General features: G+C 59.6%; 26 protein-coding genes. 3 read left to right on the top strand and 23 right to left on the bottom strand.

The genetic code is table 11. The features are described 5' to 3' along the window. The 3 genes from BUA42_RS18985 to BUA42_RS18975 form a co-directional block, all read right to left on the bottom strand. Positions 1-571 (bottom strand): MurR/RpiR family transcriptional regulator (locus BUA42_RS18985; RefSeq protein ID WP_072779912.1); only part of this gene is annotated, 571 nt, incomplete at its 3' end. 341 nt (positions 572-912) lie between these two features. Continuing rightward, entirely contained in the window at positions 913-1245 is a 333-nt protein-coding gene (locus tag BUA42_RS18980; protein ID WP_072779911.1) for a TfoX/Sxy family protein, read from the bottom strand. 7 nt (positions 1246-1252) lie between these two features. After that, entirely contained in the window at positions 1253-1741 is a 489-nt protein-coding gene (locus tag BUA42_RS18975; protein WP_072779910.1) for an SRPBCC family protein, read from the bottom strand. Positions 1742-1831: 90 nt separating this feature from the next. Here BUA42_RS18975 and BUA42_RS18970 point away from each other — a divergent pair, with 90 nt between their 5' ends. Next, positions 1832-2251: a winged helix-turn-helix transcriptional regulator gene (locus BUA42_RS18970; protein ID WP_218588650.1), complete on the top strand. Its 420-nt coding sequence runs from the start codon at positions 1832-1834 to the stop codon at positions 2249-2251. A gap of 321 nt (positions 2252-2572) precedes the next feature. On the opposite strand, the gene BUA42_RS18965 is transcribed toward BUA42_RS18970, so the two are convergent. From BUA42_RS18965 to BUA42_RS18900, 13 genes are all read right to left on the bottom strand, one after another. Next, positions 2573-3961, bottom strand: a complete 1389-nt coding sequence (locus BUA42_RS18965) for an FAD-binding oxidoreductase (protein ID WP_072779909.1) — start codon at positions 3959-3961, stop codon at positions 2573-2575. 62 nt (positions 3962-4023) lie between these two features. Then, a complete protein-coding gene (locus BUA42_RS18960) occupies positions 4024-4551 on the bottom strand; it encodes a TRAP transporter small permease (protein ID WP_072779908.1) in 528 nt (175 codons plus the stop codon). Between the two features lie 54 nt (positions 4552-4605). Beyond that, a complete protein-coding gene (locus BUA42_RS18955) occupies positions 4606-5580 on the bottom strand; it encodes a TRAP transporter substrate-binding protein (RefSeq protein ID WP_072779907.1) in 975 nt (324 codons plus the stop codon). A 22-nt stretch (positions 5581-5602) separates the two neighbouring features. After that, positions 5603-6886: a TRAP transporter large permease gene (locus BUA42_RS18950; protein ID WP_072779906.1), complete on the bottom strand. Its 1284-nt coding sequence runs from the start codon at positions 6884-6886 to the stop codon at positions 5603-5605. A 4-nt stretch (positions 6887-6890) separates the two neighbouring features. Further along, positions 6891-8402 (bottom strand): amidase, encoded by a 1512-nt coding sequence (locus BUA42_RS18945; protein WP_245819072.1) that lies wholly within the window; start codon positions 8400-8402, stop codon positions 6891-6893. Positions 8403-8541: 139 nt separating this feature from the next. Continuing rightward, positions 8542-9522 (bottom strand): LysR family transcriptional regulator, encoded by a 981-nt coding sequence (locus BUA42_RS18940; RefSeq protein ID WP_245819071.1) that lies wholly within the window; start codon positions 9520-9522, stop codon positions 8542-8544. 334 nt (positions 9523-9856) lie between these two features. After that, positions 9857-11773, bottom strand: a complete 1917-nt coding sequence (locus BUA42_RS18935; protein WP_072779904.1) for a type IV secretory system conjugative DNA transfer family protein — start codon at positions 11771-11773, stop codon at positions 9857-9859. Next, the gene (locus BUA42_RS18930) at positions 11773-13680 is read right to left on the bottom strand and encodes a relaxase/mobilization nuclease domain-containing protein (protein WP_084066307.1); all 1908 of its coding nucleotides are present in this window, start codon (positions 13678-13680) and stop codon (positions 11773-11775) included. The genes BUA42_RS18935 and BUA42_RS18930 overlap by 1 nt, the downstream gene beginning before the upstream one ends. Beyond that, positions 13673-14257: a helix-turn-helix domain-containing protein gene (locus BUA42_RS18925; RefSeq protein WP_084066306.1), complete on the bottom strand. Its 585-nt coding sequence runs from the start codon at positions 14255-14257 to the stop codon at positions 13673-13675. Before BUA42_RS18925 ends, BUA42_RS18930 begins: the two co-directional genes overlap by 8 nt. Before the next feature lie 340 nt (positions 14258-14597). Then, positions 14598-14825 carry a hypothetical protein gene (locus BUA42_RS18920; RefSeq protein WP_072779902.1) on the bottom strand — a complete coding sequence of 76 codons (228 nt, stop codon included), beginning with the start codon at positions 14823-14825 and terminating at the stop codon, positions 14598-14600. Further along, positions 14822-15181, bottom strand: coding sequence for a DUF2958 domain-containing protein (locus BUA42_RS18915; RefSeq protein WP_072779901.1), 360 nt, complete (start codon positions 15179-15181; stop codon positions 14822-14824). Before BUA42_RS18915 ends, BUA42_RS18920 begins: the two co-directional genes overlap by 4 nt. A 64-nt stretch (positions 15182-15245) precedes the next feature. Then, the gene (locus tag BUA42_RS21000; RefSeq protein ID WP_143152751.1) at positions 15246-15452 is read right to left on the bottom strand and encodes a hypothetical protein; all 207 of its coding nucleotides are present in this window, start codon (positions 15450-15452) and stop codon (positions 15246-15248) included. Between the two features lie 1209 nt (positions 15453-16661). Beyond that, positions 16662-18275, bottom strand: a complete 1614-nt coding sequence (locus BUA42_RS18900) for an AMP-binding protein (RefSeq protein WP_072779898.1) — start codon at positions 18273-18275, stop codon at positions 16662-16664. A gap of 114 nt (positions 18276-18389) precedes the next feature. On the opposite strand from BUA42_RS18900, the gene BUA42_RS18895 reads away from it, so the two are divergent. Next, positions 18390-19430, top strand: coding sequence for an NADPH:quinone reductase (locus BUA42_RS18895; RefSeq protein ID WP_425435045.1), 1041 nt, complete (start codon positions 18390-18392; stop codon positions 19428-19430). A 6-nt stretch (positions 19431-19436) separates the two neighbouring features. Here the strand turns inward: BUA42_RS18895 and BUA42_RS18890 are convergent, their stop codons facing one another. Beyond that, entirely contained in the window at positions 19437-20282 is an 846-nt protein-coding gene (locus BUA42_RS18890) for a fumarylacetoacetate hydrolase family protein (RefSeq protein ID WP_072779897.1), read from the bottom strand. 128 nt (positions 20283-20410) lie between these two features. On the opposite strand from BUA42_RS18890, the gene BUA42_RS18885 reads away from it, so the two are divergent. Further along, positions 20411-21334: a LysR family transcriptional regulator gene (locus tag BUA42_RS18885; protein ID WP_072779896.1), complete on the top strand. Its 924-nt coding sequence runs from the start codon at positions 20411-20413 to the stop codon at positions 21332-21334. Here the strand turns inward: BUA42_RS18885 and BUA42_RS18880 are convergent. The 6 genes from BUA42_RS18880 to BUA42_RS18855 are packed head-to-tail and all read right to left on the bottom strand — an operon-like array spanning position 21331 to position 26533. After that, positions 21331-22638, bottom strand: a complete 1308-nt coding sequence (locus BUA42_RS18880) for a TRAP transporter large permease (protein WP_072779895.1) — start codon at positions 22636-22638, stop codon at positions 21331-21333. The two genes, BUA42_RS18885 and BUA42_RS18880, sit on opposite strands and share 4 nt — an antisense overlap. Then, positions 22635-23138 carry a TRAP transporter small permease gene (locus BUA42_RS18875; RefSeq protein ID WP_072779894.1) on the bottom strand — a complete coding sequence of 168 codons (504 nt, stop codon included), beginning with the start codon at positions 23136-23138 and terminating at the stop codon, positions 22635-22637. The genes BUA42_RS18880 and BUA42_RS18875 overlap by 4 nt, the downstream gene beginning before the upstream one ends. A 52-nt stretch (positions 23139-23190) precedes the next feature. Next, positions 23191-24288, bottom strand: a complete 1098-nt coding sequence (locus tag BUA42_RS18870) for a type 2 periplasmic-binding domain-containing protein (RefSeq protein ID WP_178346936.1) — start codon at positions 24286-24288, stop codon at positions 23191-23193. A gap of 55 nt (positions 24289-24343) precedes the next feature. Next, a complete protein-coding gene (locus BUA42_RS18865) occupies positions 24344-24880 on the bottom strand; it encodes a VOC family protein (protein ID WP_072779892.1) in 537 nt (178 codons plus the stop codon). A gap of 10 nt (positions 24881-24890) precedes the next feature. Continuing rightward, positions 24891-25718 carry an SDR family NAD(P)-dependent oxidoreductase gene (locus tag BUA42_RS18860; protein WP_072779891.1) on the bottom strand — a complete coding sequence of 276 codons (828 nt, stop codon included), beginning with the start codon at positions 25716-25718 and terminating at the stop codon, positions 24891-24893. Next, positions 25715-26533, bottom strand: coding sequence for an SDR family NAD(P)-dependent oxidoreductase (locus BUA42_RS18855; protein ID WP_072779890.1), 819 nt, complete (start codon positions 26531-26533; stop codon positions 25715-25717). Before BUA42_RS18855 ends, BUA42_RS18860 begins: the two co-directional genes overlap by 4 nt. Between the last annotated feature and the right edge of the window lie 60 nt (positions 26534-26593).

Below are 26593 nucleotides of genomic sequence, written 5' to 3'. Positions count from 1 at the left end.
GGGCGCGACGAAAGGCGAAACTCAGAATGACATCCCCCTGAACCAGCCCCAGCATCTGCTCTGCCATGCCGCGCGGATCGGTCTCTAGCTGGTGGACATCGCGACCGAACCGGCGGAACCGCTTGACCATCATCAGTGCGAGAACCTCGGCATTGCCGTAGCCATAGACAAAGATGCGGCGTGCGCTCATGAGCAGATCCGCAACTGTCGTGATCTGCTCGGGACTGATGAATTCCTCGATCCGCTCCAGCGCTCTTGCTTCGTCCTGCATCAGCTTGCCGAGGATCGTGTCCGACGAACTTCCTGCCATTGTTTTTTCGAACCGTGTGGCGGTTTCGCGGGTGGCAATGAATTCCTCGCGCAGCGCGTCCCGGAAGGAGGCATAGCTGTCGTAGCCTAGCTTTCTCGCCAGTCGAGATGCAGTCGCTTCATGAACACCAACTGACTTGGCCAATTCGCCGGCGGTCCCGAGGGCTGCCACCGCCGGACTTTCGATCACCGTCTCGACAAGCCGGCGTTCGCTTGGTGTTAGGCTCGGCGCCTGGTCAGAGATCTTTTCGATAAGTGACATGCAAGTTTCAATCCTCTTTGCAGGAATACTTGCATTATTCATTTCTTTCTGCAAGTAGGCTTGCGGAAGGCCGATGAAATAGTATCAGCATCGCGAACGCACTTGCTTCGGGCGTGTTCGGAATGAGATACAAAAAGGCGGTATCATGGTCGATGCCGCGGTTACGGCCCAGAGCGGACCTTCACCTTGGCTCCTGTATGCTGCCGCGCGGCCCGTCAGAGGAGACATTCGCTGTGGATGCAGAACCTTAGCTCCAGCGGATAGACACATCGCGGGACGAAGCAGGCTTTCGCCTCTCAAAATTGAATGACCGCTCCTTCAAAATCAGATCAGCGAACCCGCTACTTTGCTGGCAATGTGGACACGAAATCCCGACTGCGCCCGATCCAGCGAGCCAGAGCTTCCTCGGTTTCAATGCCGGGCGGATCGACAAGTACAAACCCGCGCGGTCTGCGCCCACCGGCCATCTCCATCGGGCGCACATAATCCTTGGTCAGCGCAACTTCATAGTCGTCACGCCCGACCCGGACCATGAGCGCATCACCGGTGACACCGCAGCACATATGATCGCCGACCATGAAACACAGCGCCCCCATCATCTTCTGCTCCCGCAAATCGCCCAAGTCCGACAAAGCGTTTCGAACGCGGGCGGCAACCTCTTCATCGTAGGCCATGCTGGGTTCAGCCCTTTTCGGCTGCGATGATATCCTGAAGCCGCATAAGGCTGGTTTCCCATCCGGCGCGAGTTTTCTCGCACACGTCCTCGTTCGGCAGGCCGCTATGGCGCAGGGTCAGTTGAACACCGTCCGCTTGCGGCTTCAAATCGTAGGTCAGTGTCGCAGGCTTGAAGGGTGCGCCGACAGGTTTCCAAGTGTGTGCGAGCTTGTGCGGTTCCTCGACAGTGATGAACTCACCTTCGAGTTGGTAGGCCTGTCCGCCGCCGATCCCCGCAGCGGCCCAACGGCCACCTTCCCGAACATCGCCGCTCCATTCTTCTGTGTTGAACACTCCAGGCCGGACCCACCAGTTACAGATTTCCTTGGTCGAAAGCGCCCGGAACAGGCGTTCAGGCGTCGTGCCGAAAACAGCAGATGCTTCAACCTCGCCGGTCTTCGGGTCCGTTGTTGCGGTCACCTCGCCTTGGCTATCGAATGTATCGGTGTTTGTCATCGTAGTTCTCCTCTTTGCCATTGATTACAGGCTACATGGGGTAGTACGTTTTCGTAAATACGGACAAAAACGATAGTATGGAGATTTTTCATGGCGCTGGATGACGACACTCACCGGGGACCGGGCGTTTCCCTTCTGACCGGCCTCGACATGAGCCATATCACGCTTTGCCCCGCCATTGCGTTCAACAAGATCGTGGGTGGCCGATACAAGCTGCACATTCTCTGCGTGCTGCATCGTGGTCCGCTGCGCTTCGGCGAGATTGGGCGATCGCTGGTCAAGGGGGGCCTCGGCAAGCCAATCACGCCGCGCATCCTGAGCCGAGAACTGAAGGACATGACCGAATTGGGCCTGCTCGACCGCAAAGAGTATCCGGTCGTGCCCAAGAAGGTCGAATACTCGCTCGCACCGCGCGGCAAGGCTCTTCTGCCGATCCTCTCCGAAATCGTTCGGTGGGGCGCGACCGGGGTTCATGAGGAAATGCTGGAGGTTCCGCAGAGCCGACATTAGCCGCGCGGCAGAAACCTTGCAGTTTGGGCTCTTCGCCGCCATCGGGGGCCGCGCAGCATCTAACCGCAGCCGTAAACTCTCTTCACCGTTGACGGCCCCAAACGGCTCTTGATCCAGCAGCATTTCGCTGCGTTGCAGTTTCGCCGAAGCAGTCGTTCCAAAATGGATGAAATCGCATCAAATGGTTGCTGTAGCTTTGGTCATCCGATGTAACCGAGTTGTGAAAACACTAAACGCTTCCCTCAAGAAATGCATCGCGTCAGCGGTCAGTGGCCTTTTTCCCCTGTTTCAACGAGCCTCGTTCATTCGTTGAAACAGGGGCTATAAATGAACTTCAACTGTCTTGCCGGGATTCATGATGTTTTTCGGATCAATCGCGCGCTTCAATGTCGCCATGATCGCGTAGGCGGCGCCGTGTTCTTCCTCCATGTAGCGCTTCTTGCCAATGCCCACGCCATGCTCGCCGGTAACGGTCCCGCCAAAGGACAGAGCGAGCTTGTTGACCTCCGAGGCCAGTGACTTGGCCCGCGTCAGTTCGTCGGGGTCGTTCGGGTCCACCAGGATCATGAGGTGGAAATTGCCGTCGCCGACATGACCGACAATCGGGGCGATCATGCCGGACTCCGCGGCCATTTTCTTAGACTGCGAGATGCACTCGGACAGGGCCGAAATCGGCACACAGCAGTCGGTGATCAAACCCTCGCAGCTTTTGCGCAGAGATTTTCCGGCGTAGTAGGCGTTGTGACGTGCAGTCCACAGCCGGTTGCGATCTTCGGCATTTGTGGCCCACTGAAGGCCGGACACGCCGAACTCCTCCCCGACGCTTTCGAACATCTCCACCTGCTCTTTCACGCCGGTGTCAGACCCGTGAAATTCCAGAAACAGGTGCGGTTTTTCGGGCAGGCTCAAATCGGGGTTGAAGATGTTCATACCTTTCATCTGGACCTCGTCCAGCAATTCGATCCGCGCCATCGGTATGCCCATCTGAATGGCCATGATCACCGCGTTCACGGCGTAATCGACGGTCTCGAAAGAACATGTCGCGGCCAGGATGGTGTCAGGCTGGCCGAACAGGCGCACCGTCAGCCTGGTGATGATGCCGAGCGTGCCTTCTGAACCAACGAAGAGGTGTGTCAGGTCATACCCGGCCGAGGATTTTCGTGATCGAGAGCCGGTTTCGATGATCGTGCCATCGGGCAGCACGACCTCGAGCGACAGGACGTTCTCGCGCATGGTGCCGTAGCGCACGGTATTGGTCCCCGAAGCTCGGGTGGCAGCCATTCCCCCCAATGTCGCATCCGCGCCGGGATCGACCGTGAACATCAGGCCCGTTGCGCGCAGCTCATCGTTGAGTTGGGTCCGCGAGACGCCGGGCTGCACGACGGCGTCCAAATCGCTTTCATGGATTTCGAGGATCCTATTCATGCGGCTGGTGTCCACACTGATCCCGCCGTGAATCGGGATCACGTGGCCTTCGAGCGACGTGCCGATGCCGAAAGGGACAGCCGGAACCGCGTGGCGCGAACAGATCTTCATGATCCCGGAGACTTCTTCGGTGGTTTCAGGAAAAGCGACCGCATCCGGCAATGCGGGCGCTGAATAGGCCTCGTCCCGGCCATGCATTTCCCGGATCGACTCGCCGGTTGAGAGGCGCTCGCCCAACAGGTTTTTCAGTTCGGAGATGGCTTGAGCGGTCGGGTCCGTGGTCATGGAAGGTCTCTTTGAAAAATGGTCTACTGGTGTGGTTCCGGCTTGCTTGACGTGGGCCGATCTCAGTCCAGCTGCGTGTCTGCGGTGTCGATCTGGTCCTCTCCGGCCCAACGCGCAGCCAGGTGCAAGAGTATGATGATCATGGCAATCGGCACCGACATGGAGATCCAGACCATCGGAATGCCGAGCGTGTCGGCGGTCAAGCCGGCTTGGCGCGCGAGGTAGCCTTTGGCAAAGCCACCTTTCAGGCCGATGAAGCAGAAATAGACCACTGGCAGGACAAAGATCAGAACCGCCGCGCTTTGAACCGCTTCAGCAAGATGGCCCAGCAGGTGAGGCCGCTCAGGCGCGACGCTTTGCATCAGCACCGCATCGGCGCGCGTCTTGAACGACAAAGTGGCTCCTAGCAGCCCGGTCCACACCATGGCATAGCGGGCGACGTCCTCGGTCCAGACGGGCGGCGCGGAAAACACGTAGCGGGCAATGATCTGCAACACCACGGTCAAGAACATGAGGCAAACGGCGAAAACGGCGGCCCCGCGCGCGACGAGATGAACGCGGTTGCTTGCGGCGATGATGGCGTTGCGCATGTGTAATATCCTGCCGAAGGAGCCGGGCCTCGTCAAAGGCCCGGCAATTGCGGGTCAGCGGTTGGCGTCGGACAGTTCGGTCCAGATTTTCACATCTTCTGAAGGCATCAGGCCGGAATCGTAGACCGGCTTGGAGGCCTCACGGAACACCGCGCGTTCTTCCGCGCTCAGGCGTTGTACGGTCACGCCTTTTTCCTCCAGAGCGACGAGACCTCGCTCGGAGGCTTCTGCCAGCCATGCGCGCGCTGCCGAATCCGCCGTTTCGACTGCGCTGTCCACGGCGGCCCGGTCGGCCTCTGACAACCCGTCATACCAATCCTTGGAGGCGAGGACGGCGCGCATCGGGATGATCACACCGGCATCCGAGAAGTTCTTGACGAAGTCGGTCTGCCCGAACATCACTGGCACGAAGGGCGAGTTCAGGTAGCCGTCGATTACGCCGGTTTGCAGACCTGCCGGCACTTCGCCCCAAGGCACGATAGTGCCGCTGGACCCCCAGGCTTGGTACATGGCGATCTGCGCATCATCGAGTGCGCGCATCCGCAGGTCGGACATGTCGGCCGGTGAGCGGACAACCGCGTCGGTGGTGATGATGCCCGAAAGCGGGCCTAGCGGCGCCAGCGCCAGCACGACGACATCCTGATCGGCCAGCTTTTCGTTGACGCGGTCAAAGACCTTGCCTGCGTCCAGGACGCGGTCCATGTGTTCAACATCGTCGAAGATGTAGGGCAGACGGACGCCATAGATGAACGGATCGACCTGCGCGATGGCGCGTACGTCCGACAGCGACACCTCGAGCAGCCCGGTCGATACCTGGTCGAACTTCTCGGACTCGTTGCCGACCGCGCCGCGCGGAAGTTCGCGGACTTCCATCCCGGCCTCGGTCAGCGCTGCGCCGAAGGCATGCGCCCAATTGTAAGATCCGCTGGTTTCAAGATCCGGCGCGCTGTCCAGCGCGATCTTGACTTCCGCGCTGACCGCGGTGGACATGGCCAGCAATGCCGCCAGTGAGAGTGCCTTGAGTTTCATGATTTTCTCCTCCGTTGTAGGTCTAGTTCACTGAAAAACCGAGCAGGCGCGGCAGTGTGAGTGAGAGAGCCGGCCAGTAGACCAGCGCCATCAGCAGCAGCACCTGAACGACGATGAAGGGCAGCGCGGCATAGGCCAGCCGCCAGTAGTTGAGGTTTGTGAGGGCCGAGACGACCACCAGGCATTTGCCCAGCGGCGGCGTGATCAGCCCGACACAGAGGTTGAAGCACAGCACGATGCCAAGCTGGATTGGGCTGATACCTTGCTCCAGAGCCTGCGGCGCGAAGAGCGGAATGAGCAGCGTCAGGGCCACCGGCGTGTCCATGAACATGCCTGCAATCAGGAAGATCGCAACAAGGAAGAACAGGTACTTTGTGCCAGTCAGCCCGAAGGACCCGACCCAATCCGCAAGAGCACTGGACCACCCGAGTTGCCCGGCCAGGTAGCCCAGCACCGAAATCGCCGCGAGGATGATGAAGATCGTACCGGTCATCTTGGCCGTCGCCTCGACAGCGTCGAAGATCATGCGCAGGGTCAGTCCCTTGTAGAACTGGCCCGCCATCAGCGCGACTAGCACCGCGATGGCCGACCCTTCGGTCGGTGTCGCCAGGCCAAACACCAGAGACCCGAGAATCACCAAAGGCAGGCAGAGCGCCGGAGCGGCGTTGAGCAGGCTGGGCAGGAACGGCGGCAGATCGTCCGATCTCCCGCCCGGGTGTCCCTTGACCGCCGCGATGATGGCATTCAGCGCCATCAGGGACGCGGCAAGTAGCAAGCCCGGCACCACGCCCGCGATGAACAGGGCGGCAACCGAAGCTCCGGTCAGGCCGCCATAGATGATCATGATGATCGAGGGCGGAATGATCGGGCCAATCATCGACGAGGCGGCGGTGATCGCGCCTGCATAATAGGGGTCGTATCCGCGGGCCTTCATTTCGGGCACGAAAGTGCGGGACAGGGCGGCGCTGTCCGCGATGGCCGAACCTGAAATGCCGGCAAAGAACACGCTGGTTAGGATGTTGACATGCCCCAGCCCGCCACGAAAGCGGCCGACGATGGACATGGCGAAATCGATCAGGCTGCGCGTGACGCCCGCGCGGCCCATGATCTCGGCGGTCAGGATGAACAGCGGCATCGCCATGAAGGCAAAGACATCGAGCTGGGCAAAGATGCGCTGCGGCAGGATCGACAGGAACTGGCTCTTGTCGAGGGCCACGAAGGTCAGCACCGAAACGGCCCCCATCAGATAGGCAAAGGCTGTTCCGCTGATCAGCAGTATGATGAAGACGATCGGGATCAGATACATGGTGCTACACTGCCGTCCGCATGGCAGCCGTCTCGGACTGACCAGCTCCGTTCAGGATCGGCGGATGGGTCACGATAGAGCGCAGGTCGGTGTCAGACGGCGCAAGCCCCGACATATCGGGGCATGGTCGCTCCGTTTCCGGGTCTGCCGCGAAAAAGGCCTCGACCGCCTTGGCCGCAGCCAGAACAGCCTCATCCTTCCGGACCGGCCCCAACATCTGCAGCCCGAACGGCATGCCGTAGGGATCACGGCCGCAAGGTAGCGTGATCGACGGGCCGCCCATAAGCGAGCCGCGATAGTTTAGAGCCAGCCAGCGGTAGTATATATCCATGCTTTGGCCGTCGATTTCAGTGGCGTGCCCTTGGGTCCAGGGAAACGGAGAAACCGGCGAGGTGGGAAGCAGGATCACATCGACATCCCGCATCACCTCGTTGAACCGACGCAGGGTGTGGGTCTGTTCGGCATGGGCCCATGCCCGGTCGGACAGCGACATGGACAGCCCCAGTTCGACATTGGCGGCGATATCGGGACCGAAGGCGTCCGGGTCGGATTTGATAACCTCGCCAAAGGACGAGACGAAACTCTCGGCGCGCAATATGTCGAAGCACCGGTCCATCTCTCCAAGCGCCAGATCAACCGCGCGGCAGTTCCGAACATGCGGCGCGATCTTCTCGACACGCGCGCGGAACGTCGCCCGAATGGCGGGGTCCACCGGCGCCCCGCCGAAATCCTCACTAAAACCGACGCGCAAGTTTGAGAGGTCGACCACCGGCAGCGTCGCAAAACGGTCCGGCGCGGCCGGTAAAGACAGCGGATCGTCGGCGTCAAACCCTTGGCAGACTTGCAACATCAGAACCAGATCATCCATCGTGCGCGCCATCGGACCCAGCACCGAAATGCCCGACCATCCCAAAGGCCGCGTCGGATGGGAGATGACGTCGACGGACGGCCGATAGCCTACGATACCGCAGAGTGCCGCCGGTAATCTGAGAGACCCGCCCGTGTCCGACCCGGTGCAGAGGGGCAGAAGATCTGCCGCCAACGCCGCCGCCGATCCGCCAGAAGACCCGCCAGCGATCAGGTTGGCGTCGAACGGATTGCCTGTCGCGCCCCAGACCGGGTTGCGGCTGTTGCCGCCGGCGCCACATTCCGGAACATTGGTCTTGGCCAGAATGATCGCGCCCGCGGCGCGCAGCCGCGCTACCAAGGGCATATCCACCTGTGGACAGTTGGCCCGCATCCGAGGACTACCATGGGTGGTCAGCAACCCCTTGGTGTCCTGAAGATCCTTCACACCCACCGGCAAGCCGTCCAGCGGCCCCTTGGGCGCTCCGGCCCGCCATCTGCCTGTTGCCTGGACCGCTTCGCCGACCGCCCGTTCGGCATCGATCGCGGTGAGGGCGTTGATCTTGGGATTGACCTGCGAGATCCGCTCGAGGCAGGCCGCCAGATACTCGCTCGGGGTCAGCCTGTGGTCCGCAAAGCGCAGCAACACCTCGTGTGCAGACAGGGCCATCATTGTGTCCCCTCTCATGCGCCTACACGGACCGACCCTAGCCAGATCGAACCTGTCATCGCCTTCCCTCCCCAGAAACGATTTCAGTTAAGATAAAGCGGGTCGTTCCTGAAGGATATTGAAAGTTCCGTCAGTAACCTTAACCAAAAGGAATGGTTTTCAGGTCTTCCGTCGCCTTCTCCAGACACTTCAAGAAGAACGTCAGGGTCGGATTCGTGTCGACCTGTTCGCTGCGCCAGAAGCAGCGCGCTTCGGACAGGAGACCGCGGGTGTCCAATGGAAGCGAAACGATGTCGCCGCGCGCTGCATGGGCCTGAGCCAGGCGTTGCGGCATGAGACCCAGTGCGGGGATCGCCTCCAGCAGGGCGAGGTTTAACGTCAGCGATAGGGAGGCAATCGTGTTGGCCGGTGGGGTCAGCCCGTACCCGGCAAAAAGCGCATCAATCGCGCGCCGTGCAACCGAGTTTGCCTGAGGCAGAATCCACGGAAAATCCACGACATCACCCCAGTCCAGTTCAGCCAGTTTTGCCAGCTTGTGATTGCGCCCGGCCACGACGACCACCGGCTCCGCAAACAGGCCGAGCTGCGCGATACCGGGCAGTTCCTGGGGTTGCCAAATCCGGGCAATGAGAACATCCAGCTCACCGGTCTCCAACTCGGGCAGAAGTTCGACGAAATGGCCTTCCTTTACCGAGATGCTGGCCTGCGGCGTACTGCCTTTGAACAGCGCAATTGCGCCGGGCAAAAGGGTGGGAGCAACCGAGCTGACAACCCCCACCGAGACCGATCCGGAAACTCCGCTCGCCATGGCCTCGATGTCAAAGGCGGCCCGATCCAGCTGATTGAGCGCCTGCCTCGCGTATTCTGCAAGCCTTTGCCCGATCGGCGTCAGAAATAGCCGGTTCCGCTCGCGCTTCACGATGGGAGCGCCGACAATCCTTTCCAGTTCCGCAATCTGCTTGGACACGGCGGGCTGTGAGACATTAAGCGCTTCGGACACCCGCGCGACCAATTTCAGCTCTGACAAGGCGGCAATCACCCGCAAATGGCGAATTGTGATCGCCTTCTGGAACGCAAGGCTTGGAATGGTCAATACTCCCGGAGCTCTTTGTGTCGACACTACCATCATGTCTTGCTTGAATGAATACTGGTCGAGCAGCGGCTCAGCTGGGATGACTGGAGAGAACGGAAACCAGTGGGCGGAAGAGCATGCCTTGGATAGGACGCCGCTCCCACACAAGATTTTCATCAAAGCCAGCTTGTTTTCGGCCGGACGAGGGCGATGTCCGCTCCCCACGGAGCACTCTTGTGATCCCGCTTCTGCCGCAAATCTCTGCTTTCCACCCGTCGTGTCGATCTGGCCAGCGCCTGAGTGACGACTGGCTAAATGTCCGCTCCCAGCTTTCTCGCATCTTCATATCGCGGCTGCAGCGAAAGTCCGGACTCCGCCCCGCCTACTGACTATCCCCGAGCAGTTCGTCGATGAAGTCACTTTGCTCGCGGAAGACTTGCTCCCACTTTTCTGGGACCGGGTCCTCCCGATCCAAGGTTTCCGGACGCAGCTCACCTGCAGTGTTTTCATTCATTTGCGTCTGCATGGATCGCGATTGCCGTCGGCGTGCACGCTCGCTTGTTGCAGTGGATTCGACAGATGCAGGATGCAATGTCGGAGGAGCGGGTTTCGGTTCTTCGAACCAGGGCCCAACGCCGTCAACACGTGGCGGGTAAGGGAAGTCGCGGCCCGCCTGGCGATCCGCCAGAGTGATGAAAAGAGAATCCTCGAAGTATTTGATGCGCTGCGCGCGGATCGGGTGCTGCGGTGAGGCCAGAATAATCACCTCATCAGGATCCATGGTGCGCGCCTCGGTCTCGGAGAGGAGTGGACGTTCCTCCAGACGTGAAGTCGTTGAGGTCGCGCCCAAGATGCCCTTGTTTCGACCATACATGCGGGTAACCGCCTCCCGCGTGGTGCTGCCGACGGCCGCCGAGACCTCGCGCACAGTACGCTGGTCGCGGGGGGTTATGTACAGCTTAAGCCCTGCACCGTTCTCAAGGCTTTCACGCCCCTCGGGTCCGTAGATGCGATCGAGCGAGGCCAACGACTGCGCAATCATCGCGACACGCCCGCCATAGGCAGCAAGCGAATGGATTGCCCGCTCGAGATAAGGCATCGCACCCATTTGCTGGAACTCGTCAATCATCATCATGACCGGCCACGGCTCGTCATGACCCGGCTCGTTCTGCCGCAAACTGGCAATGAGATCCGCGAACATGAGCCGCAGGAGCGGTGCCAGCGTCGCAATGTGATCTTCCGACACCACGATGTAGAGCGCGTGCGGTTTTTTCCTGAAGTTCGTGAACTCGAAGTCGCTTGCATCGGTTGCCGTCCGAACCGCCGGGTTGTCCCACTGCTTCAGACCTGCCGTCATCAAAGCCTGGATGTTGGACGTCAGCAGCCGCGACGACGCGCTGGCCGCATTGATCCAAAGCTCGCGCACCGTCGCTTCCTTCGCCTCGTCCGCATAGGCACTGTACTGTGCGTTCTTGTAATCCCCACCGGTCACGATCTTGTTGACCTCGCCCAAGGTCGGCCTGCCGCGTTGGATCGCCAGAAGGCAGGCCGCGACGAATATCGATTTGCCTGCCTCGGAGAAGGTGTCGAGTGTCTTGTTGTCCTTGTCGAGGAAGAGGTCCGCCAGGATCGAGACTTCTGTGAACTGCTGGGCGAAACTGGGGGCGGCCGCGATCCGCGCGAGCGGGTTGTAGCGATGCGAACTGTTCGCCCAATCGAACGGACTGAAGCGAAAGACCTCATCGCCGTTGAGCGCCCTCAGCCGCGCCGTCTTCTCGAAATTCTCGCCTTTCACATCCAGAACCACGACCGAACCTGCGAAAGACAAAAGGTTCGGGATCACGAAGCCCACGCCCTTGCCGGCCCGGGTCGGGGCCACCATCATCACATGCGGGATATCGCTCGCAGAGATGTAGGGCGCCTTTGACGCGGGCATTCCCAGCTTACCACAGACAAACCCGGATCCCGGTGTCTGGAGCATGCCGTTCGCCTTGAGTTCACGTCTGGTCTGCCAATGTGCGGACCCGTAATCATCCCGGTCCTGGGCCCAGGTCCAGCTGAAGGCCAGAACCGCCAGTCCAATGGCCCCGAAGCCAACGGCGCCGAACGCAACCTTGAATGCCTCGGGATGCGCCGCGCGCAGACCCGCGCTGGCCGTCCAGACGGCAAACATGTCAAACTCGGCAAACCCCGTTCTCAACGCCAGTGCGAGATAGAAGCTCGCCGCGATCGTGCCGAGGGCCGTTCCACAGAGAGTCCCGACTGGCACGGCAGCCCAGAGAGGAAGCCGGGTGCTCATCAGAAGCTGATCTCATCGTCGAGATCGCGCGATAGCCCCCTGCCCCGCTGCATCTCGAGATGGGTGTCGCGGGCCAACGCCTCGACCTTGTCCTGCTGCAAGGCGGAAGCACGGTCGGTAAAGACCTGATCGCCGGTCTCCTCATGGGTCAGCTCGAGAAACTCCTGCGTGACCGTGATCTGATCAATCCGGTTGGGAAGCACCTCTGCCAAAACCTCGTAATTGCCGCGCCGCAGCTCCCCGAGACCTTCCTCGCCCAGTTCCTTGAAAAGTTCGGCTCTGAGGGTGCGTTCGACGGTCTCTTCCTGAGCTTCTGAGAGGGTGCCGTCACGCAGCATGTCCGAGAGGTCCTGCAGATACGGGTTTGGCCCACGGTCCTCGTCATCGATCACCTGCAAATCGTCCGATGCGCGTGACAGACCCGTCGCTATGCCGAGCTCCTTCGCGCGCTCCAGCAATCGGTCCATGAACCGATCGACTGTTTCCAACGCGCGATCTTGTTGATCGTCACTGGCCTGAGCGAGATCGATGCCATCCTTGGCCAGAACCGCCGCCATGTCGCGGTCCACCCAATCTTGGGCAAGCCCATAGTTCGTCGTCCCACCGGCTTCGATCCGGGCAGCCATTTCTTGCGGATCGAGACCGGCCCTTGCGGCATCCGCCTTCAAGGCTCCCAGAACAGGGTCCTTGCCCGATGAGAACGCAGCGCTCAAACGCGCGTCTCCGGCGCCTGGCGGATAGGGTTCGGTCAAATCGCGCCCGAACCTAGCACGCAGATCGGGGTCCGGCACCATCTGCGAGAGATCACGAACGACACCCGCCGCCTTGGTCTCAAATCCCGGGCGTTCGGTGGCATCAAGTTCTTCTGCCTTGAGCCTTAGCGCTTCGATGGTTTTCTCGGCATAGTCGATAGCCTCACCGACCGTACGAATGGTCTCCATATCGATCTCTCCTGCGGTGAACCTGTAGGGTGTGTCCGAGCCGATTGAGGCCGCCATGCGGCGCATCGCGTAGGCCAGATGTTTCTGATCCATGCGATCCAGCACATCGGCGAGGGCGCGGTAGTCCTTGGCAAACGCTATCACCTGCGCCTTGGCGATGGCCCGCTCTTCGGGCGACGGCGCGATCTCGCGCGGCAGACGCGCCTCGTCCTTTGCCCGGTAAATTTCAGCGATACCGGGGGCCTTCTCGAAGATGCCGCGCTCGAGCCGGGTCGTGGCCTCAAGCAAGACACCGTAGCGTTCGGCGATCTCCGCCTGCTTTTCCCGCATCAGCTGGGGCGACATCACGCCCTCGGCCCAGCAGGAGAACCAGGTGCCGTTGGTGAGGCCCCGGTTGTTCAGCAGGACATGCGCATGCTTGTGGGCCCGGTCATCATGCACCGAGAGCACGTAGTCCCACTGATCGCCGTAGTCGCCACTCTCAAAGAAATGCTCGGCCCAGTCGAGTGCGATCTCGCGTACCTGATCCACCGTGACGTCGGTCGGGAACGATAGCAACATATGCGAGGTAAACCCGAGCTTCGTCGTACCCCGCCAGGATTGCGCCCAGGCCTCCACGATCTCCGCCTTCTGCGCCTCGGTCAGCACGGCCTCAGACGTCAGCGGGTTGGTCATCGTCGCGTAGGTATAGACCGCCTTGTCGTTCACATAAGACAGCTGGTTGCCAAGGCTCTGCTTCGTCTTGCACCCCCCTGCCCTAATCCGCTTGAACACCGCGGCGCGGCTCTCCGGCATAACTGATTTCATCAGATTGCGCGCCGAGGCCCGGCCCACGCGCTGGTAACTGCGACCCTGCCGCCGCCCTGCCAGCCGCGCGTCTATGCGCGCCTCGCGCTGACCCTGGATGCGCTCCGTCTCCCAGAGCTTGCCCATGACGGCGTGATAGAGGGCAAGCGGCTCAGACATGGTCCACCAACTCCTCATGCACGTCTGACGCCTCGGGATCCGCCGCGTCCCACCCCACGCCCCGTCGCTGACAGGCCGACGCTTTCAGCGCGGCCAGATCGCGATAGGTGCGCTGCGCGAGATCATACAGCGCGACAAGCGTTGCACGGTTCTCCGGCGACAGCGTCAGCTTTCCGCGCTGCACCGCCTTCGCCAGAACACGGCCGCTGTCTGCAACGTCTTGTGCCTGCTGCAACGTCTCCGAGAACGCCCGGAGATCGTCTCGCATCAGATCAAGCAGCCCACACCGCGCCCGCACAACCGCCTGCAAGGCCTGGCTGCGGCTTGTAAAGCCGCGGGCCTGCCAAGCCGCATCGAAGGCGGCCATCTCAGAGGTCGCCGCGCGGAAACTCACCGCGACCGAAGGGTCCCGGACCTCCTGCCCGTCGCCCTGCTCCTCCTTGGCCAGCCGGGTCACGTGCCGCCGCGACACACCGTAGGCCTCCGCCAATACCCTCGGCGTTTCCCCGGCATGATAGCGCCGCGCGAGTTCGATCCGCTCTTCGAGTTTCAGGCGTTTTGGGCGTCCCGGTTTCACGTCTCAGACCCCTCGGACAAAAGTCGCAGACATTTGGCATATCCTGCCAACGTCCCTCTCATTTCATCCTCAGGGATACATCAATGCGTGAATCTGCGCAATTTGTCTTTTTGCGCATCGTGTCACTGCGCAAAATGCTGCCGAGTCGTCGGGATCAGTCTAGCACGGTCCGAAGCCCGCACTCATGCTGAGCACAAGAGTGAAGCAACTGCACCGAGGCGCCATCGATGCGGGACCACTGCGGGAAGAAGAATTGCTGGCGACACGCGTCTATTCAGGAAAAAGTCCGGCGTGTCGCGCTGATGCTTGGCGGGTCACCGGAGCGGCCCGCAAGGCAATGTCAGGCCGGTCTTCCCCCGTGGTCAGTGACCACCATCGTGTCGGTCACACTGACGAATAGTGGCGTGATGACATATTCGCCGCCTGCGTCTTCAGGTGCTGTTACTGCGACGATAGCCGAGGCCGGCGCACCGTCCACGAAACAGGAGAAGAGCGCGAAGTTCTCGAAACGACCGGATGTCAGCGCCTCGAAGGCGCTGACATGATCTCTGCGGATATTGGTGCTCATGCGACGATCCCTCCGGCTTTGCGGGCGCTCTCGGCATAGGTGCTGAGGGTGCCATCGGCCTTGAAGTGAAGGTCACGTTCTACGGGCAATCCGAGACGACCGCGGACGGCTCGGATTTCGCTGAGGCGGACCGCGCCGATTTCAGGAAAGCCGAGACCGAGGTCGCAAAGGCCGTGCGCGATATCCGGGTCTCCCGGATCGGTTTCTGAAAGCAGCCAGGTCGCTGCGGCATCGGGGGTGAAGAGTTTGACCACAGGTTCGAAGTCGAGGGTGTCTTCGCCTGCTTCGATGCGGTCCTGGTTGGCACGCCCGTTCGCAGCGAGCTGATCGAGGATGGATTGTGGCAGAAGGTCCATGAGGTGTCTCCCGGATGTTGGTGTGAAAAAGGCCGGGACGGCAGTCAGCGTCCCGGAGGACAGTTCATTCAACGAGGGCCGGGGCATCACCCTGCCCGTCTGGCTTCGGCTCAAAGAGGACGAGCTGCCCGGTCACGGGCGTGGCGAAGAGCTGGATGGTCAGGAAGGATTTCGCGTCGGGCTTCTGGAGGAAGGCAACGCCGATCTTGTGGAAACGGGTCTTGCCGTCGTTTCCTTCGTCGGGTGTGGTGACGGTGTAGTAGCGGGTCATGTCGATCTCCTCTCGTTTTCGATGCAAGAAGAGACCGGGACCGTCCGGACAGGCTGTCAGGCGGAACTTTGCTGCGCGAGGAATGGCCGCGTCAGCGGACAGGGGAAAGTTCTGCTTGAAGAGAGCAAGCCCCGCGCGCGACCGTCAGTCGGGCCAGGTTCCGGAGATTGCATCCGGAAGAAAACGCGAGGAGATCGACAGCTCGTCATCTTGGCACGGCACACCTGACTCCAGGTACGGTAGAGGCGCTAGCGAAGATGCATCGGAGCTAAACGACAAGCCCCGACGCAAAACCCTTTCATGGAAGCACGCAAATCGCAGCTAGCTCACCTTCTGTGGGTGCAGCCGAACACTGGGGATTGTGGCATCATTGGAATTCTGATGGTGACGAGTCCCGTTGGATTAAAGCAAGCCGCCAGAACCAGCGAAACTGCAAGCGGACCTTTGTCGGACATGCAGCTTACGGCTGGCTTGAGCCCAATCCGGACCTGTTAATCTTGTGCTGCATGCGCTCGCAGCGTGAATATGCCACCAATAGCACGCAACCTTACGCCGCTGCGCTGCGGGAAAACCAGTCATTCACGCCACGCGAATCCTGGCAACCGCGTACCATCAAGAAAATTCGTCAATATGGGTGTCGAGGGTGGCCGCGAGCACGGAAAAGGGAATAATTAAAAACGTCTCCAGCCGTCGGTCAGCCAGATTGCTACGGCTGTTAGTTAGTGGCCATTCCAACCACAGCTATTATGTTTCCGGTTGGGTCAGCAATGTCAAAAATGCGCGCTTCCCGTCTTATTGAATTGGTAACATAGTGTCCCGCGCCATTCAGTTCCTGATAGGCTGTTTCGAAATTAGTGACATGAAGTGCGAGCCCAGTTCTTCCACACACAGGCTTCTCCCGCGAGAATATGATCTCAATAGTTGTGGGAGTTTTCGCTGGAATTGAAACAAATAGGGCGTCGGATGTTCTGCCGGTAGATGCCAATCCAAGCTCTTCAAGGTAAAACCGCGTAACCGCATCCATCAAATTGAACGGCGCGAAAACTTGGACACTTTTCGTGGTCATGAGTTTTCCTTAAGTGCCGAAACGTATTGATCGACAACCAGGGTGGATACTGCACGTCAATTGCGTTGGTCGTGTTGCCAATCTTGTTTCAGGCAGCTTTCATCAACCTACATTGACGCGTACGGAATGGTTTGGTTACACCGTTAGCCCCGGCTGAGAACGAAGCCAGCTTGCTCTCGATCCCAGGTTGTTGGTGTCACGCCTTCGGCGCGCAGCTTGTATTTTTCGACGCGGAACGTTGGCGTTTTGGGGAACTCTGCACGCACGTCGACGTAGCGTGGAACGGCAAAATAGGGCATTTGCTTTTGGCAGTACTCCATGAATTCGATCTCATCGAGTGCGGCGTCATCCTTAAGGATCAGGGCCACCATCACCTCGTCTTCACCGACATCCGATGGCACGGCAAAGGCCGCAGATTCCAGCACCGCAGGGTGTCCGTTGACCGCCTGCTCTACCTCAAAAGCTGAGATGTTTTCCCCGCGCCTGCGCATCGCGTCCTTCTTGCGGTCGTGGAAATAGAAGAAGCCGTCCGCATCCCGCCAGCCATAGTCACCGGTGTGGAACCACAGGTTTTTGAAGGCCTCCAATGTCGCCTCAGGCATGCGGTAATATTCCTGCATCATGATGTCCGGGAACTGGGGACGCACGACGAATTCGCCAATAGTGTCGTCTGCCACAGGCAGATCATCATCACCGACCACCTGCATCTCAAAGCCCCAGATGGGCTTGCCGATGGACCCGATTTTCATATCTCCGGGCGTGTTCGCGGTCGCCACACCGTCCTCGCTCTGGCCGTAAACTTCGAACAGCTGAATACCGAAGCGCTCTTCAAAATCTGTCCATTGATCCTTCGGTGCAGCAGCCCCCAAGGCGAGCCGCACGGAGTGATCGCGGTCCGCAGGAGACGTAGGTTGTTTCATCAGGATCGGAATGATCCCGCCAATATAGTTGAACTGTGTGGTGCCGTAGTGGCGCATCCGGTCCCAGAAACCGGAGGCGGTGAATTTGTCATCCACCACCGCCGTGGCACCCGCCAGTATTGCAGGCATCACTGTGATGCCTTGGGCGTTTGCGTGAAACATTGGCAGGCAGGTATAGAGCACGTCATCCGCGGTCACCCCGCGCAGGGTGCGTGCGCGGTCACCATGCCACCACAGGTAATTGTGGCTGAATACGGCACCTTTGGACGGGCCGGTGGTGCCCGATGTGTACATGATACCGAGCGGATCCTGCGGTTTCACGCCTTGATCAGGACATGCGCCGCGATCTTGGTCCAGTACATCGAAGGACAGGACATCGAATGGTAGATCAGGTTCCGTGCCATCGAGCGCGGGCCAGACAACAACTTTCTCAAGTTCTGGCAGTTCATCCGCGATCTCGGCCAGACGAGGCAGGAACTCGTGCGCCATGACCGCCAACTTTGCGCCCGAGTTGGTCAGCAAGTGGCGCAGGATCTGCCCCTTGTAGGCCACGTTGATCGGCACTTCGACAATGCCAGCGCGTCCGCACCCGAACATCAGCGCTACAAACACCGGATCATTCGGCAGCATTAGTGCGGTCATGTCTCCCTTGGCGAGACCCTGTTCCAAAAGACCCGTCGCCATGCGATCCACCCAGGCGTCAAGAGCGGCATAGCTCCAACTGTCTGCTTTGAAGCGCAGCGCCACTTTGTCAGGATGCGCCTCTGCCCGGCTGCGCAACGCGCCACCCAATGTGCGTTCAGCCTCTTCGGGCCAAGCCTCGTTCAACGCTACCATGTCATTGCCTCCCGTCTTTGCTTGCCTTGTTGTGCCCTGCAACGCTCCTTGTGCGCAATTTCGGTCAACGGATGGGACCATTCACACTTCTTATGGTCCAATGGCATTTACGCGATGGCAGCCAAGCAAGATGTAGGCGAGGTTTGTGCCAAAAAACAGGAGGACCAGATCATGAAAGCAGCGTGGTTTAAAAAACAAGGAGCCGCCCGCGATGTGCTTATGGTTGGAGAACAACCCAAGCCGTCGCCCTCAAAGGGTGAGGTCTTGATCCGGGTGCATGTCTCTGCCGTCAATCCTTCTGACACGAACCGTCGAGCAGGCCGCGTGGGCCATAGCACAAGCGGTCTGGTGATCCCGCATTACGATGGCGCGGGCGTGATTGAGGCCGTCGGAGAGGATGTAACCGACGTCTGGGTCGGCAAACGGGTCTGGACCAATATCGGCAGCACGTATCCAATCCTCGGCACGGCTGCCCAATATGCGGTCCTTCCAGAGGAAAACGTAGCAGTGCTGCCCGATGCGGTCAGCTTTGAACATGGCGCTTGTTTAGGTGTGCCAGCCATGACGGCATGGTGTTGCCTGTTTTCGGACGGGTCGATCAAGGGCAATACCGTGCTTGTCACCGGTGGCGCGGGGGCTGTGGGCCACTATGCGGTGCAACTGGCAAAATGGGCGGGGGCCCGGGTGGTTGCTACGGTCAGTTCTGACAGCAAAGCGGAGTTTGCGCGCGAGGGCGGGGCAGATCACATCATCAATTATCGTGATCAAGATGTGGCAAGCCGCGTGATGGAGATCACAGGCGGCGACGGCGTCGACCGCGTCGTTGACGTAGATCTTGGGGCGAATGTAACCGCGCTTCTGGGCGCGTTGAAGATCGGCGGTGTTATAGCGACCTATGCCTCTCAGGCGGAACATTTTCCGTCCATTGATGCCTATGGTGCCATGCGCAAGAGCATGACGTTAAAATTCGTTCTATTGCCGATGGAAGCGGCGGAACAACGCCGCGAGGCCCGCGCTGGGATCACACAGTGGCTGCAGTCTACACCCGCGATCCATCAAATCCACCAGAGCTTCGCGCTGGAGGACATTGCCGACGCGCATGAAGTGGTGGAGGCAGGACAAAAGCGCGGCTGCGTTCTGGTTGCCCTGCCATAGGTCTGCTTAGTCGACTGCCACGACGGTTTGGCGCTGTGTCCCAAGCCCTGCGATGGAAAGTTCCACCACGTCCCCGACATCCAGAAACTGAGGTGGCTTCATGCCCATCCCCACGCCTGGGGGGGTGCCCGTTGCGATCACGTCGCCGGGATGCAAGGACATGAATTGGCTCAGATGCGAGACGATCTCGGCCACGCCAAAGACCATCGTTTTGGTCGACCCTTTTTGCATGGCCGCGCCGTTGACCGTCAGTTCCATCACCAGATCATCCACCGGGCCAAGGGTATCAGGTGTCACCAGCCATGGGCCAATCGGACCAAAGCTGTCTGCGGATTTCCCCTTTGTCCACTGACCCGCGCGTTCGATCTGAAAGCTGCGTTCGGAGACGTCATGCGCGATGCAATATCCCGCAACATGGTCCAGTGCTGCGTCCTGATCCACGTAGCGTGCGGTTTTGCCAATGACGATGGCCAGTTCGATCTCCCAATCAAGCTTGGTTGCGCCACGCGGCTTGATGATCGGATCATTTGGTCCAGTGATGGCGGAGGTGGCTTTCATGAAGATCACCGGCTCCTCCGGCACCGCCATGCCCGATTCCGCTGCATGATCGGAATAATTCAGCCCGATGCAGATGAACTTGCCAACGCCTGCTATACAGGGCCCAAGCCGGGTGTCTGCCGGTACTTCGGGCAGGTCTATGGTGGGCAAGGAGGCAAGTTCAGTCAGCTTTGCGGGATCAAGGGTATCATGGGCAACATCGTCCACATGAGCACTTAGATCACGCATCACGCCGTCCGCGTCCAGCAAACCCGGCTTTTCCTGCCCCGCAGGGCCATATCTCAGCAATTTCATTTTGGTCCTCTCGCCTTGTTTTCGCTCTGATCATTCCGAAAATATGCGGGCGAATACCACCCAGCAGCTTTGATCCCATTATTGACGGATCGCATAATGGTCGTCAGGGTGCTGTCCTCGGAGGAACAATGTCCCACAAAGTCGACGTCCATCTGTTTTCCTGCCTCGACGCATTGGTCAACGAGGCCCATGTGACCCGTGCAGCGGAACGTATGAACATGAGCCAGCCCGCCATGTCGAATGCACTTGGGCGATTGCGTGATCTGTTGGGCGATCCTCTGCTCGTGCGCACTGCCAATGGCATGAGCCCGACAGAACGGGCCGAAGAGATTGTCGCCATGTTGCGCCCCGCCATTCGCACGATAGATACGGTTCTGAGTTCCACGGGTCCGTTCACTCCCGCTGATGCTGCGGTCACGTTCAACATTATGACGACAGATTATGGCGCTCTGACGGTCCTGCCAAAGCTGATGGCAACTTTGGAGCAGGACGCGCCGAACATTCGGGTCGGTGTGCGCCAATCTCGCCCGCTTCAGATGCGCGAACAGCTTGAGACCGGGGATACGAGCATCGTTCTGGGGTTCTTTCAGGACTTGCCCGAAGGTCTTTATTCCTCCGTTGTTCATACCGATACGATTGCCTGCATCGCCGGCGAGAACATCGTGCCGAAGGGCGACGCGCTGACGCAGGCTGACTATGGCAAAGCCAAACATGTCTACCTAGCGGGCGCTGGTCCCGATGTCGTCTCGACCATCGAACGGATCGTAGATGAACAGCTGGCGGGCGTGGGGGTACGCCGCGACGTCGTTCTGCGCATCGCCAACGTGATGGTGATGCCCCACATTGTTGCACAAACCGATATGCTGGCTGTGTTGCCCCGCCGCGCGGCGGAACAGTTGACTAGTGGCCTGCCCGTTGGCGTACATGACCTTCCGTTTGAGACACCCGAATTCAAGATCGCCATGGTCTGGCATGAACGCACGCACCGCGACCCGGCGCACAAATGGCTGCGCCAGACCATTCGCAAGGTGGTGCGTGAACAGGGGCTCTAGTTTGCCATGAGCGATGGCAAAAACAGGCTGATTGATGGAAACAGGATCAGGATCGCTATGACGATGATCTCGGCTCCAAGGAACCAGCTGGCCCCGCGAAAGATCTGCCCAATCCGCACGCTGTCGCCGGTGACCGATTTCATCACGAAACAATGAAAACCCACAGGCGGTGTCAGCATGCCGACCTCCACCAGCTTGACCACCAGCACACCGACCCACAGCAGGTTCATATCCAGCTCGCGGCACACCGGCAGCAGGATCGGCAAGGTCAGCAGCATCACCCCGATGGGATCAAGGAACATGCCAAGCACGACGAAGATCACGATCATCGCCAATAGCACAAGCCACTGACTGTCCAGATCGGCCAACACGCCCGCCATGTAATTGGGCACCCCGGACACCGCGAGAAAACGAGTGAAGAGCACCGCACCGATCACAATAAAGAACAGAGACGCCATCGTCACAAGGGTCTCGCGCACAGCCACTGTCAGTTTCGAGACCGAAAACGACCGTCGCGCCATCCCGATCAAAAGCGCAAGCGATGCGCCCACTGCGGCAGCCTCTGTCGAGGTGGCCATACCGCTCCACATGGCCCCGACAACCCCCATGACCAGAACAGGCAATGGCCAGACGGAGATGAGCAGTTTCAGCTTTTCACCCAGCGGCATCTCGATTTTCTTGCGTGGTGCAAGTTCGGGCTTGAGCGTGCAAATCGAGATGATCAGGACCGAGAACACCACTGCTGTGAGGATACCAGGCAAAATGCCGGCAATTAAGAGTTGGTCAATCGGTTGCTCGGCATACCATCCAAAGATCACAAGCGCGATCGAGGGCGGGATGAGCGCGGCGATGGTGCCCGCGGCCGCCACGCTGCCGGTTGCCAAGGACGGGTTATAGCCCGCGTCGAGCATTTCCTTGACAGAGAACTTCCCCATCGCAGCCGTCGTTGCCACACTCGACCCAGACGCAGCGCCAAACGCGGTGCAAGCCCAGTTGGACGCAAGCGCAAGCCCGCCGGGTAACCGGCCCAGCCAGGCGCGTGCCGCAGCATAGAGCCCGTTAGTCAGCCCCATATGATAAGAAATCGCACCCATCAGCAGGAACATCGGCACCGCCGACAGGACCCAGCTGGAGGCAAAATCATGCGGAATGTTGGCGACCGCACTAAGTGCTGCGTTGGAGTTGCGGATCGCCCAGATGCCCACAAAGGACACGATGCCGAGGGCCGCGCCAATTGGCACGCGCAGCCCCAGAAGGACAAGCAACACGCCAATGCCGGAAAACCCAATCTCAAGATTGCTCATTGTTCTTGCCCCTTGGAACCCTGCACCATTACCTTCAGATCGCCCCAGAGCTGGATCAGGAGATAGGCCAGCATGGCGGCGTAAGCGACCACAGGGAACCAGCGGGTTGGCCAGATTTCAAAATTGGCAATGGTGGACCAGTTGGTCTCACGGTCCAGAGTGTTCTGGATGGCCTGATCGGTGCCCATCCACACCAGCAGGGACGCCAGTATGATGGTCACCCCACCTGAAAAGATGTTGACCGCGGCGCGGTGGCGGCCCCGTAGGCTTTCGGTAAAGAACTCAACCGCGATCTGCTTGCGTTCACGCTGCACCACGCCAAGGCCCAGGAATACGCAAGCCACCATGTAGTAGCTGGAAACCATCTCTGTTGTGCCTTGCAGCGGCGTTCCGAAGACGCGCTTAAAGATCACATCAGCGCTAACATGGACCATCATGGCGAGAAGAGCGATGCCGCCAAGGATCAGCAGAAAGGTAGAAAGACGGTCAAGCAATACCATGGCATATTTGGGCGACCCATTGCCGGGTCGCCCCCTCCTGGCTGGGGTCTGGTTACTTCAGGCGATCATAGATTTCGCGCTGAAGGGCGGCTTCATATGCGGCACGGTCGTCGCCCACGTCTGCCATGATCCCGTTCCACTTGTCGAGATTGGTGCGGAAAGTGGCAACCAGTTGGTCCGCACCGTCGACCCCCATGCCCGTCGCGCCTGCAACTACATAGTCATACGACGTGTCGCGGAACCTGTTACCTGCATCGCGCATATCATCGGCCATCGCGACAATCTTGATGCCTTTCCCGACCCCTTCCTCTACCGCTTGCATGGCAAAATTGGTGTTAGCGGCGTTGGCTTCGGCGTGCATGAAACCGAGGTTGGAGATAAAGGCGTCCTTGTGGGCGTCCGAAAGGCCGTCCCAGCTGTCAGAGTTCATCACCAGCGGCATGCGCACGTGGTCATAGCCAAGGGGTTCATCCACGATATGCTCCACCACATCGCCAAGGCCGAATTGGCGCAGCCAGCCGACGCCGCCAAGCGCACAGTCAACCTGACCGCGCTGCAATGCTTCAAAAAGCTCGCTGGGTACGATCGAAACTGGTGTGCCACCAACGGCTTCGACATATTTCGCGAAGGGCCCGGCTGCGCGGACGGTTTTGCCTTCCATATCCACCAAGGACGAAACCTCAGGCTTGCACATCAGCTGGAACGGGTCCGAGCCAGAGAACAAGAGCGGCGTGATGTTGAACTTCTTCCACTCCTGTTGACACTGCGGACAGCCAAAAAGCGCCGTTTCGGCCACTGCTGCGGTGCGCGCATTCAACTCGCCGGGGGCGGCGGCAAGCAGGATAAAGGCAAAGGTCGCAGGCAGCTCTGATGGGTTAAACGCAGGCGTCAGGAAAGCGCCATCCACCAGACTGTCTCGCACGCCCGTGAGGGATGTGCCCCAGGACACAACGCTGCCGGAATAACTGTCGTCAAAGGCGATCTCGCCGCCGGATGTCTCGGTGACACGTTCCGCGAAGGCTTTGAATGCTGTTGCTTCAGGTCCGTCCGGGCTGGATGGGCTGCCGTAAACCAATGTGGTTTGAGCTGTTGCTGCGCTTGCAAGCGCCATCGCGCCTGTCAGGCCAAGTGCTGTAATCAGTCGTTTCATAGTGTCGTCCTCCCATTGAATAGACTTTGATGGGCGCAGGGCCCACGGTTCGTGTTCACCCGGCATCCATACGTTGCACAGGTATCTTTCCGTCCCAGGTCAGGGACTTTTCCTTGATCATGGCAAAGGTCTCTTTCTTGGCACCAGTGAGCGCAGAAAGCTCAACCATGACGCCCGGCTGCGGTGCCGCTGTGTCATCGAAATAGGCAAATAACCCGTCCTCCTGCACAGCGTAGCCTGACAGGATCACCTTGAACCCAGCCGTTTGTGCGTGCGCCAGGTCAGCGTCGAAGGTCTCTGACCAGAACGCCAGATGTTGCAGTCCTTCGCGGCCTTCATTCAAGAAATCGCGGTACGGGCTTGGCTTGTCGTCGCGCGGCTGGATCAGCTCGATCTGCATGTCGCCGCAGTTGGCCAGCGCGAGGCTGATCTTGGCGTCGGTTTCTACACCGTAGTATTTGAAATCCCCCACCGGTGCATTTTCGAAGTGAAAGAACGGGCCAACACCCATCACATCGCGCCAGTATGTCATGGCCGCTTCAAGGTCTTTGACCACATAGCCAAGCTGGCGCACCTGTCCAAAAAAGCTCATCTCGTTCTCCCTATGCAGCCTGCGGCGGCGGCGCGACCATGGAACAGGACATGCCGCCATCCACGGTCACCACTTCGCCGGTGATGTATTTTGCCTCGTCTGAATTGAGGAACGCTGCTGTTTTGGCGATGTCCCACGCGCTGCCCAAGATCTTCATCGGGATTTGCTGGCGACGGGCTTCGCGCATGCGCTCGAAGTCGCCGTCGCCATAATGTTTGGCCAGATGTTTGTAAGTTTGCGGCGTGTCGATCAGCCCGGGCATGATGGCGTTGCAGCGAATGCCATGGCGCGCATACTGGCCGGCAATCACCCGGGTCATTTGGTTTACCCCCGCCTTCGAGGCGTAGTAGCCGACGTAGGAAACCCCGCTCCAGCGAATACCGGCGATGGAGGATATGTTGACAATGGCCCCCGCGCGCTTGGCCTCCATAATAGGCAGAACATGTTTGGTGGTCAGAAAGACTGACTTCATGTTCACATCAAGGACACGTTTCCAGCTTTCCAGCGTCGTTTCCACAGGGCCGCCCATCTCGCCGATACCCACATTGTTGTGCAGCACGTCAATGGCGCCGTAAGTGTCCAAGCAGGCCGCAACGGCCTCCTGAACGGATGCATTGTCAGCGGCGTTGGCCGCAAAGCTTGTCGCCTCAAACCCTTCGGATCTTATGATCTCCTGGGTTTCTGTGGCCGCGTCATCACGCAGATCGACGGCCAGCACTTTGGCCCCTTCGCGGGCGTATTGCACCGCAGCTGCCTTGCCATTGGACCAGCCTTCGCCGTCAGAACCTGCGCCGAAGACCAGCACGGTTTTGCGTGCGTATCTTTGCAGTTCACTCATGCCGCTGCCCCCGCTGTGGCGATCGTGTTGCCGATCCCGCCATCCACGCGCAATGTCGTGCCAGTGATAAACCGTGCATCATCGCTGGCCAGAAAGACCGCAGCACCCGCTACGTCCCACGGGGTTCCCAAATGGCCCATTGGCACCAGATCACTGGCAACCGGCGCATTGAAGTCAGTATCTTTGGCCGTCTTGGCCACAACCGAGGGTACGGCCATTGCAAAAGGTGTCGCGATCAGGCCCGGCAGGATTGCATTGCAGCGCACCCCGTTGGCGGCATTGTCGATAGCAACGGCCTGAGCCAGTTGATCCATCGCAGCCTTGCTGGCCGCGTAATCAATATAAGCTGAACCGCTGTCGACCTGACCCGCAAGCGAGGAGATCATGGAAATCACACCTGACTTCCGGGCGGTCATCACAGGCAGCGCATACTTGCACGCCAGAAACGCAGTGGTCAGGTTGATCTCCATCACACGGTCCCAGTCATCCTCGGATATCTCCACAGGGCCGCCTGCGGTGGCTGTGCCGATATTGTTATGCAGGATGTCGATGGTGCCGTAGGCACGCACGCAGACCTCAACTGCTGCCGCCACCTGCGCTTCATCCGTCATGTCAGCAACATGACCTGTGCCCGTCACACCGTCCTCTGAAAGTGCGGCGAGCGTCACGTTCAACGCCGTCGCGTCACGGTCTACCGCAAAGACCCGGGCCCCTTCACGTCCGTAGGCCACCGCGCAGGCCATTCCATTGCTGACGCCCGTGGATGCAGAGCCTGCACCGGCCACAAATGCGGTCTTGTCAGTCAATCGTCCCATTGCAGTGCTCCCTTCCCGTTGACTGTTTTGTAACCCGGCCTTCGAAGGCAGGCCGTATTG

The organism is Marivita hallyeonensis (assembly GCF_900129875.1).
GTDB lineage: Bacteria > Pseudomonadota > Alphaproteobacteria > Rhodobacterales > Rhodobacteraceae > Marivita > Marivita hallyeonensis.
The sequence above is the reverse complement of the archived record's forward strand: the minus strand, read 5'-3'. Positions and strand labels throughout refer to the sequence as shown.

Bases quoted from the DNA above. Each gene is read 5' to 3' on its own strand.
- BUA42_RS18955 (WP_072779907.1), bottom strand. From the start codon at position 5,580: ATGAAACTCAAGGCACTCTCACTGGCGGCATTGCTGGCCATGTCCACC.
- BUA42_RS18915 (WP_072779901.1), bottom strand. From the start codon at position 15,181: ATGGACCTTCTGCCACAATCCATCCTCGATCAGCTCGCTGCGAACGGG.
- BUA42_RS18975 (WP_072779910.1), bottom strand. From the start codon at position 1,741: ATGACAAACACCGATACATTCGATAGCCAAGGCGAGGTGACCGCAACA.
- BUA42_RS18895 (WP_425435045.1), top strand. From the start codon at position 18,390: ATGGCAGCCAAGCAAGATGTAGGCGAGGTTTGTGCCAAAAAACAGGAG.
- BUA42_RS18875 (WP_072779894.1), bottom strand. From the start codon at position 23,138: ATGGTATTGCTTGACCGTCTTTCTACCTTTCTGCTGATCCTTGGCGGC.
- BUA42_RS18880 (WP_072779895.1), bottom strand. From the start codon at position 22,638: ATGAGCAATCTTGAGATTGGGTTTTCCGGCATTGGCGTGTTGCTTGTC.
- BUA42_RS18920 (WP_072779902.1), bottom strand. From the start codon at position 14,825: ATGAGCACCAATATCCGCAGAGATCATGTCAGCGCCTTCGAGGCGCTG.
- BUA42_RS21000 (WP_143152751.1), bottom strand. From the start codon at position 15,452: ATGACCCGCTACTACACCGTCACCACACCCGACGAAGGAAACGACGGC.
- BUA42_RS18970 (WP_218588650.1), top strand. From the start codon at position 1,832: ATGGCGCTGGATGACGACACTCACCGGGGACCGGGCGTTTCCCTTCTG.
- BUA42_RS18930 (WP_084066307.1), bottom strand. From the start codon at position 13,680: ATGTCTGAGCCGCTTGCCCTCTATCACGCCGTCATGGGCAAGCTCTGG.
- BUA42_RS18855 (WP_072779890.1), bottom strand. From the start codon at position 26,533: ATGGGACGATTGACTGACAAGACCGCATTTGTGGCCGGTGCAGGCTCT.
- BUA42_RS18900 (WP_072779898.1), bottom strand. From the start codon at position 18,275: ATGGTAGCGTTGAACGAGGCTTGGCCCGAAGAGGCTGAACGCACATTG.
- BUA42_RS18965 (WP_072779909.1), bottom strand. From the start codon at position 3,961: ATGACCACGGACCCGACCGCTCAAGCCATCTCCGAACTGAAAAACCTG.
- BUA42_RS18885 (WP_072779896.1), top strand. From the start codon at position 20,411: ATGTCCCACAAAGTCGACGTCCATCTGTTTTCCTGCCTCGACGCATTG.
- BUA42_RS18980 (WP_072779911.1), bottom strand. From the start codon at position 1,245: ATGGCCTACGATGAAGAGGTTGCCGCCCGCGTTCGAAACGCTTTGTCG.
- BUA42_RS18860 (WP_072779891.1), bottom strand. From the start codon at position 25,718: ATGAGTGAACTGCAAAGATACGCACGCAAAACCGTGCTGGTCTTCGGC.
- BUA42_RS18870 (WP_178346936.1), bottom strand. From the start codon at position 24,288: ATGAAACGACTGATTACAGCACTTGGCCTGACAGGCGCGATGGCGCTT.
- BUA42_RS18950 (WP_072779906.1), bottom strand. From the start codon at position 6,886: ATGTATCTGATCCCGATCGTCTTCATCATACTGCTGATCAGCGGAACA.
- BUA42_RS18865 (WP_072779892.1), bottom strand. From the start codon at position 24,880: ATGAGCTTTTTTGGACAGGTGCGCCAGCTTGGCTATGTGGTCAAAGAC.
- BUA42_RS18890 (WP_072779897.1), bottom strand. From the start codon at position 20,282: ATGAAATTGCTGAGATATGGCCCTGCGGGGCAGGAAAAGCCGGGTTTG.
- BUA42_RS18935 (WP_072779904.1), bottom strand. From the start codon at position 11,773: ATGAGCACCCGGCTTCCTCTCTGGGCTGCCGTGCCAGTCGGGACTCTC.
- BUA42_RS18945 (WP_245819072.1), bottom strand. From the start codon at position 8,402: ATGGCCCTGTCTGCACACGAGGTGTTGCTGCGCTTTGCGGACCACAGG.
- BUA42_RS18960 (WP_072779908.1), bottom strand. From the start codon at position 4,551: ATGCGCAACGCCATCATCGCCGCAAGCAACCGCGTTCATCTCGTCGCG.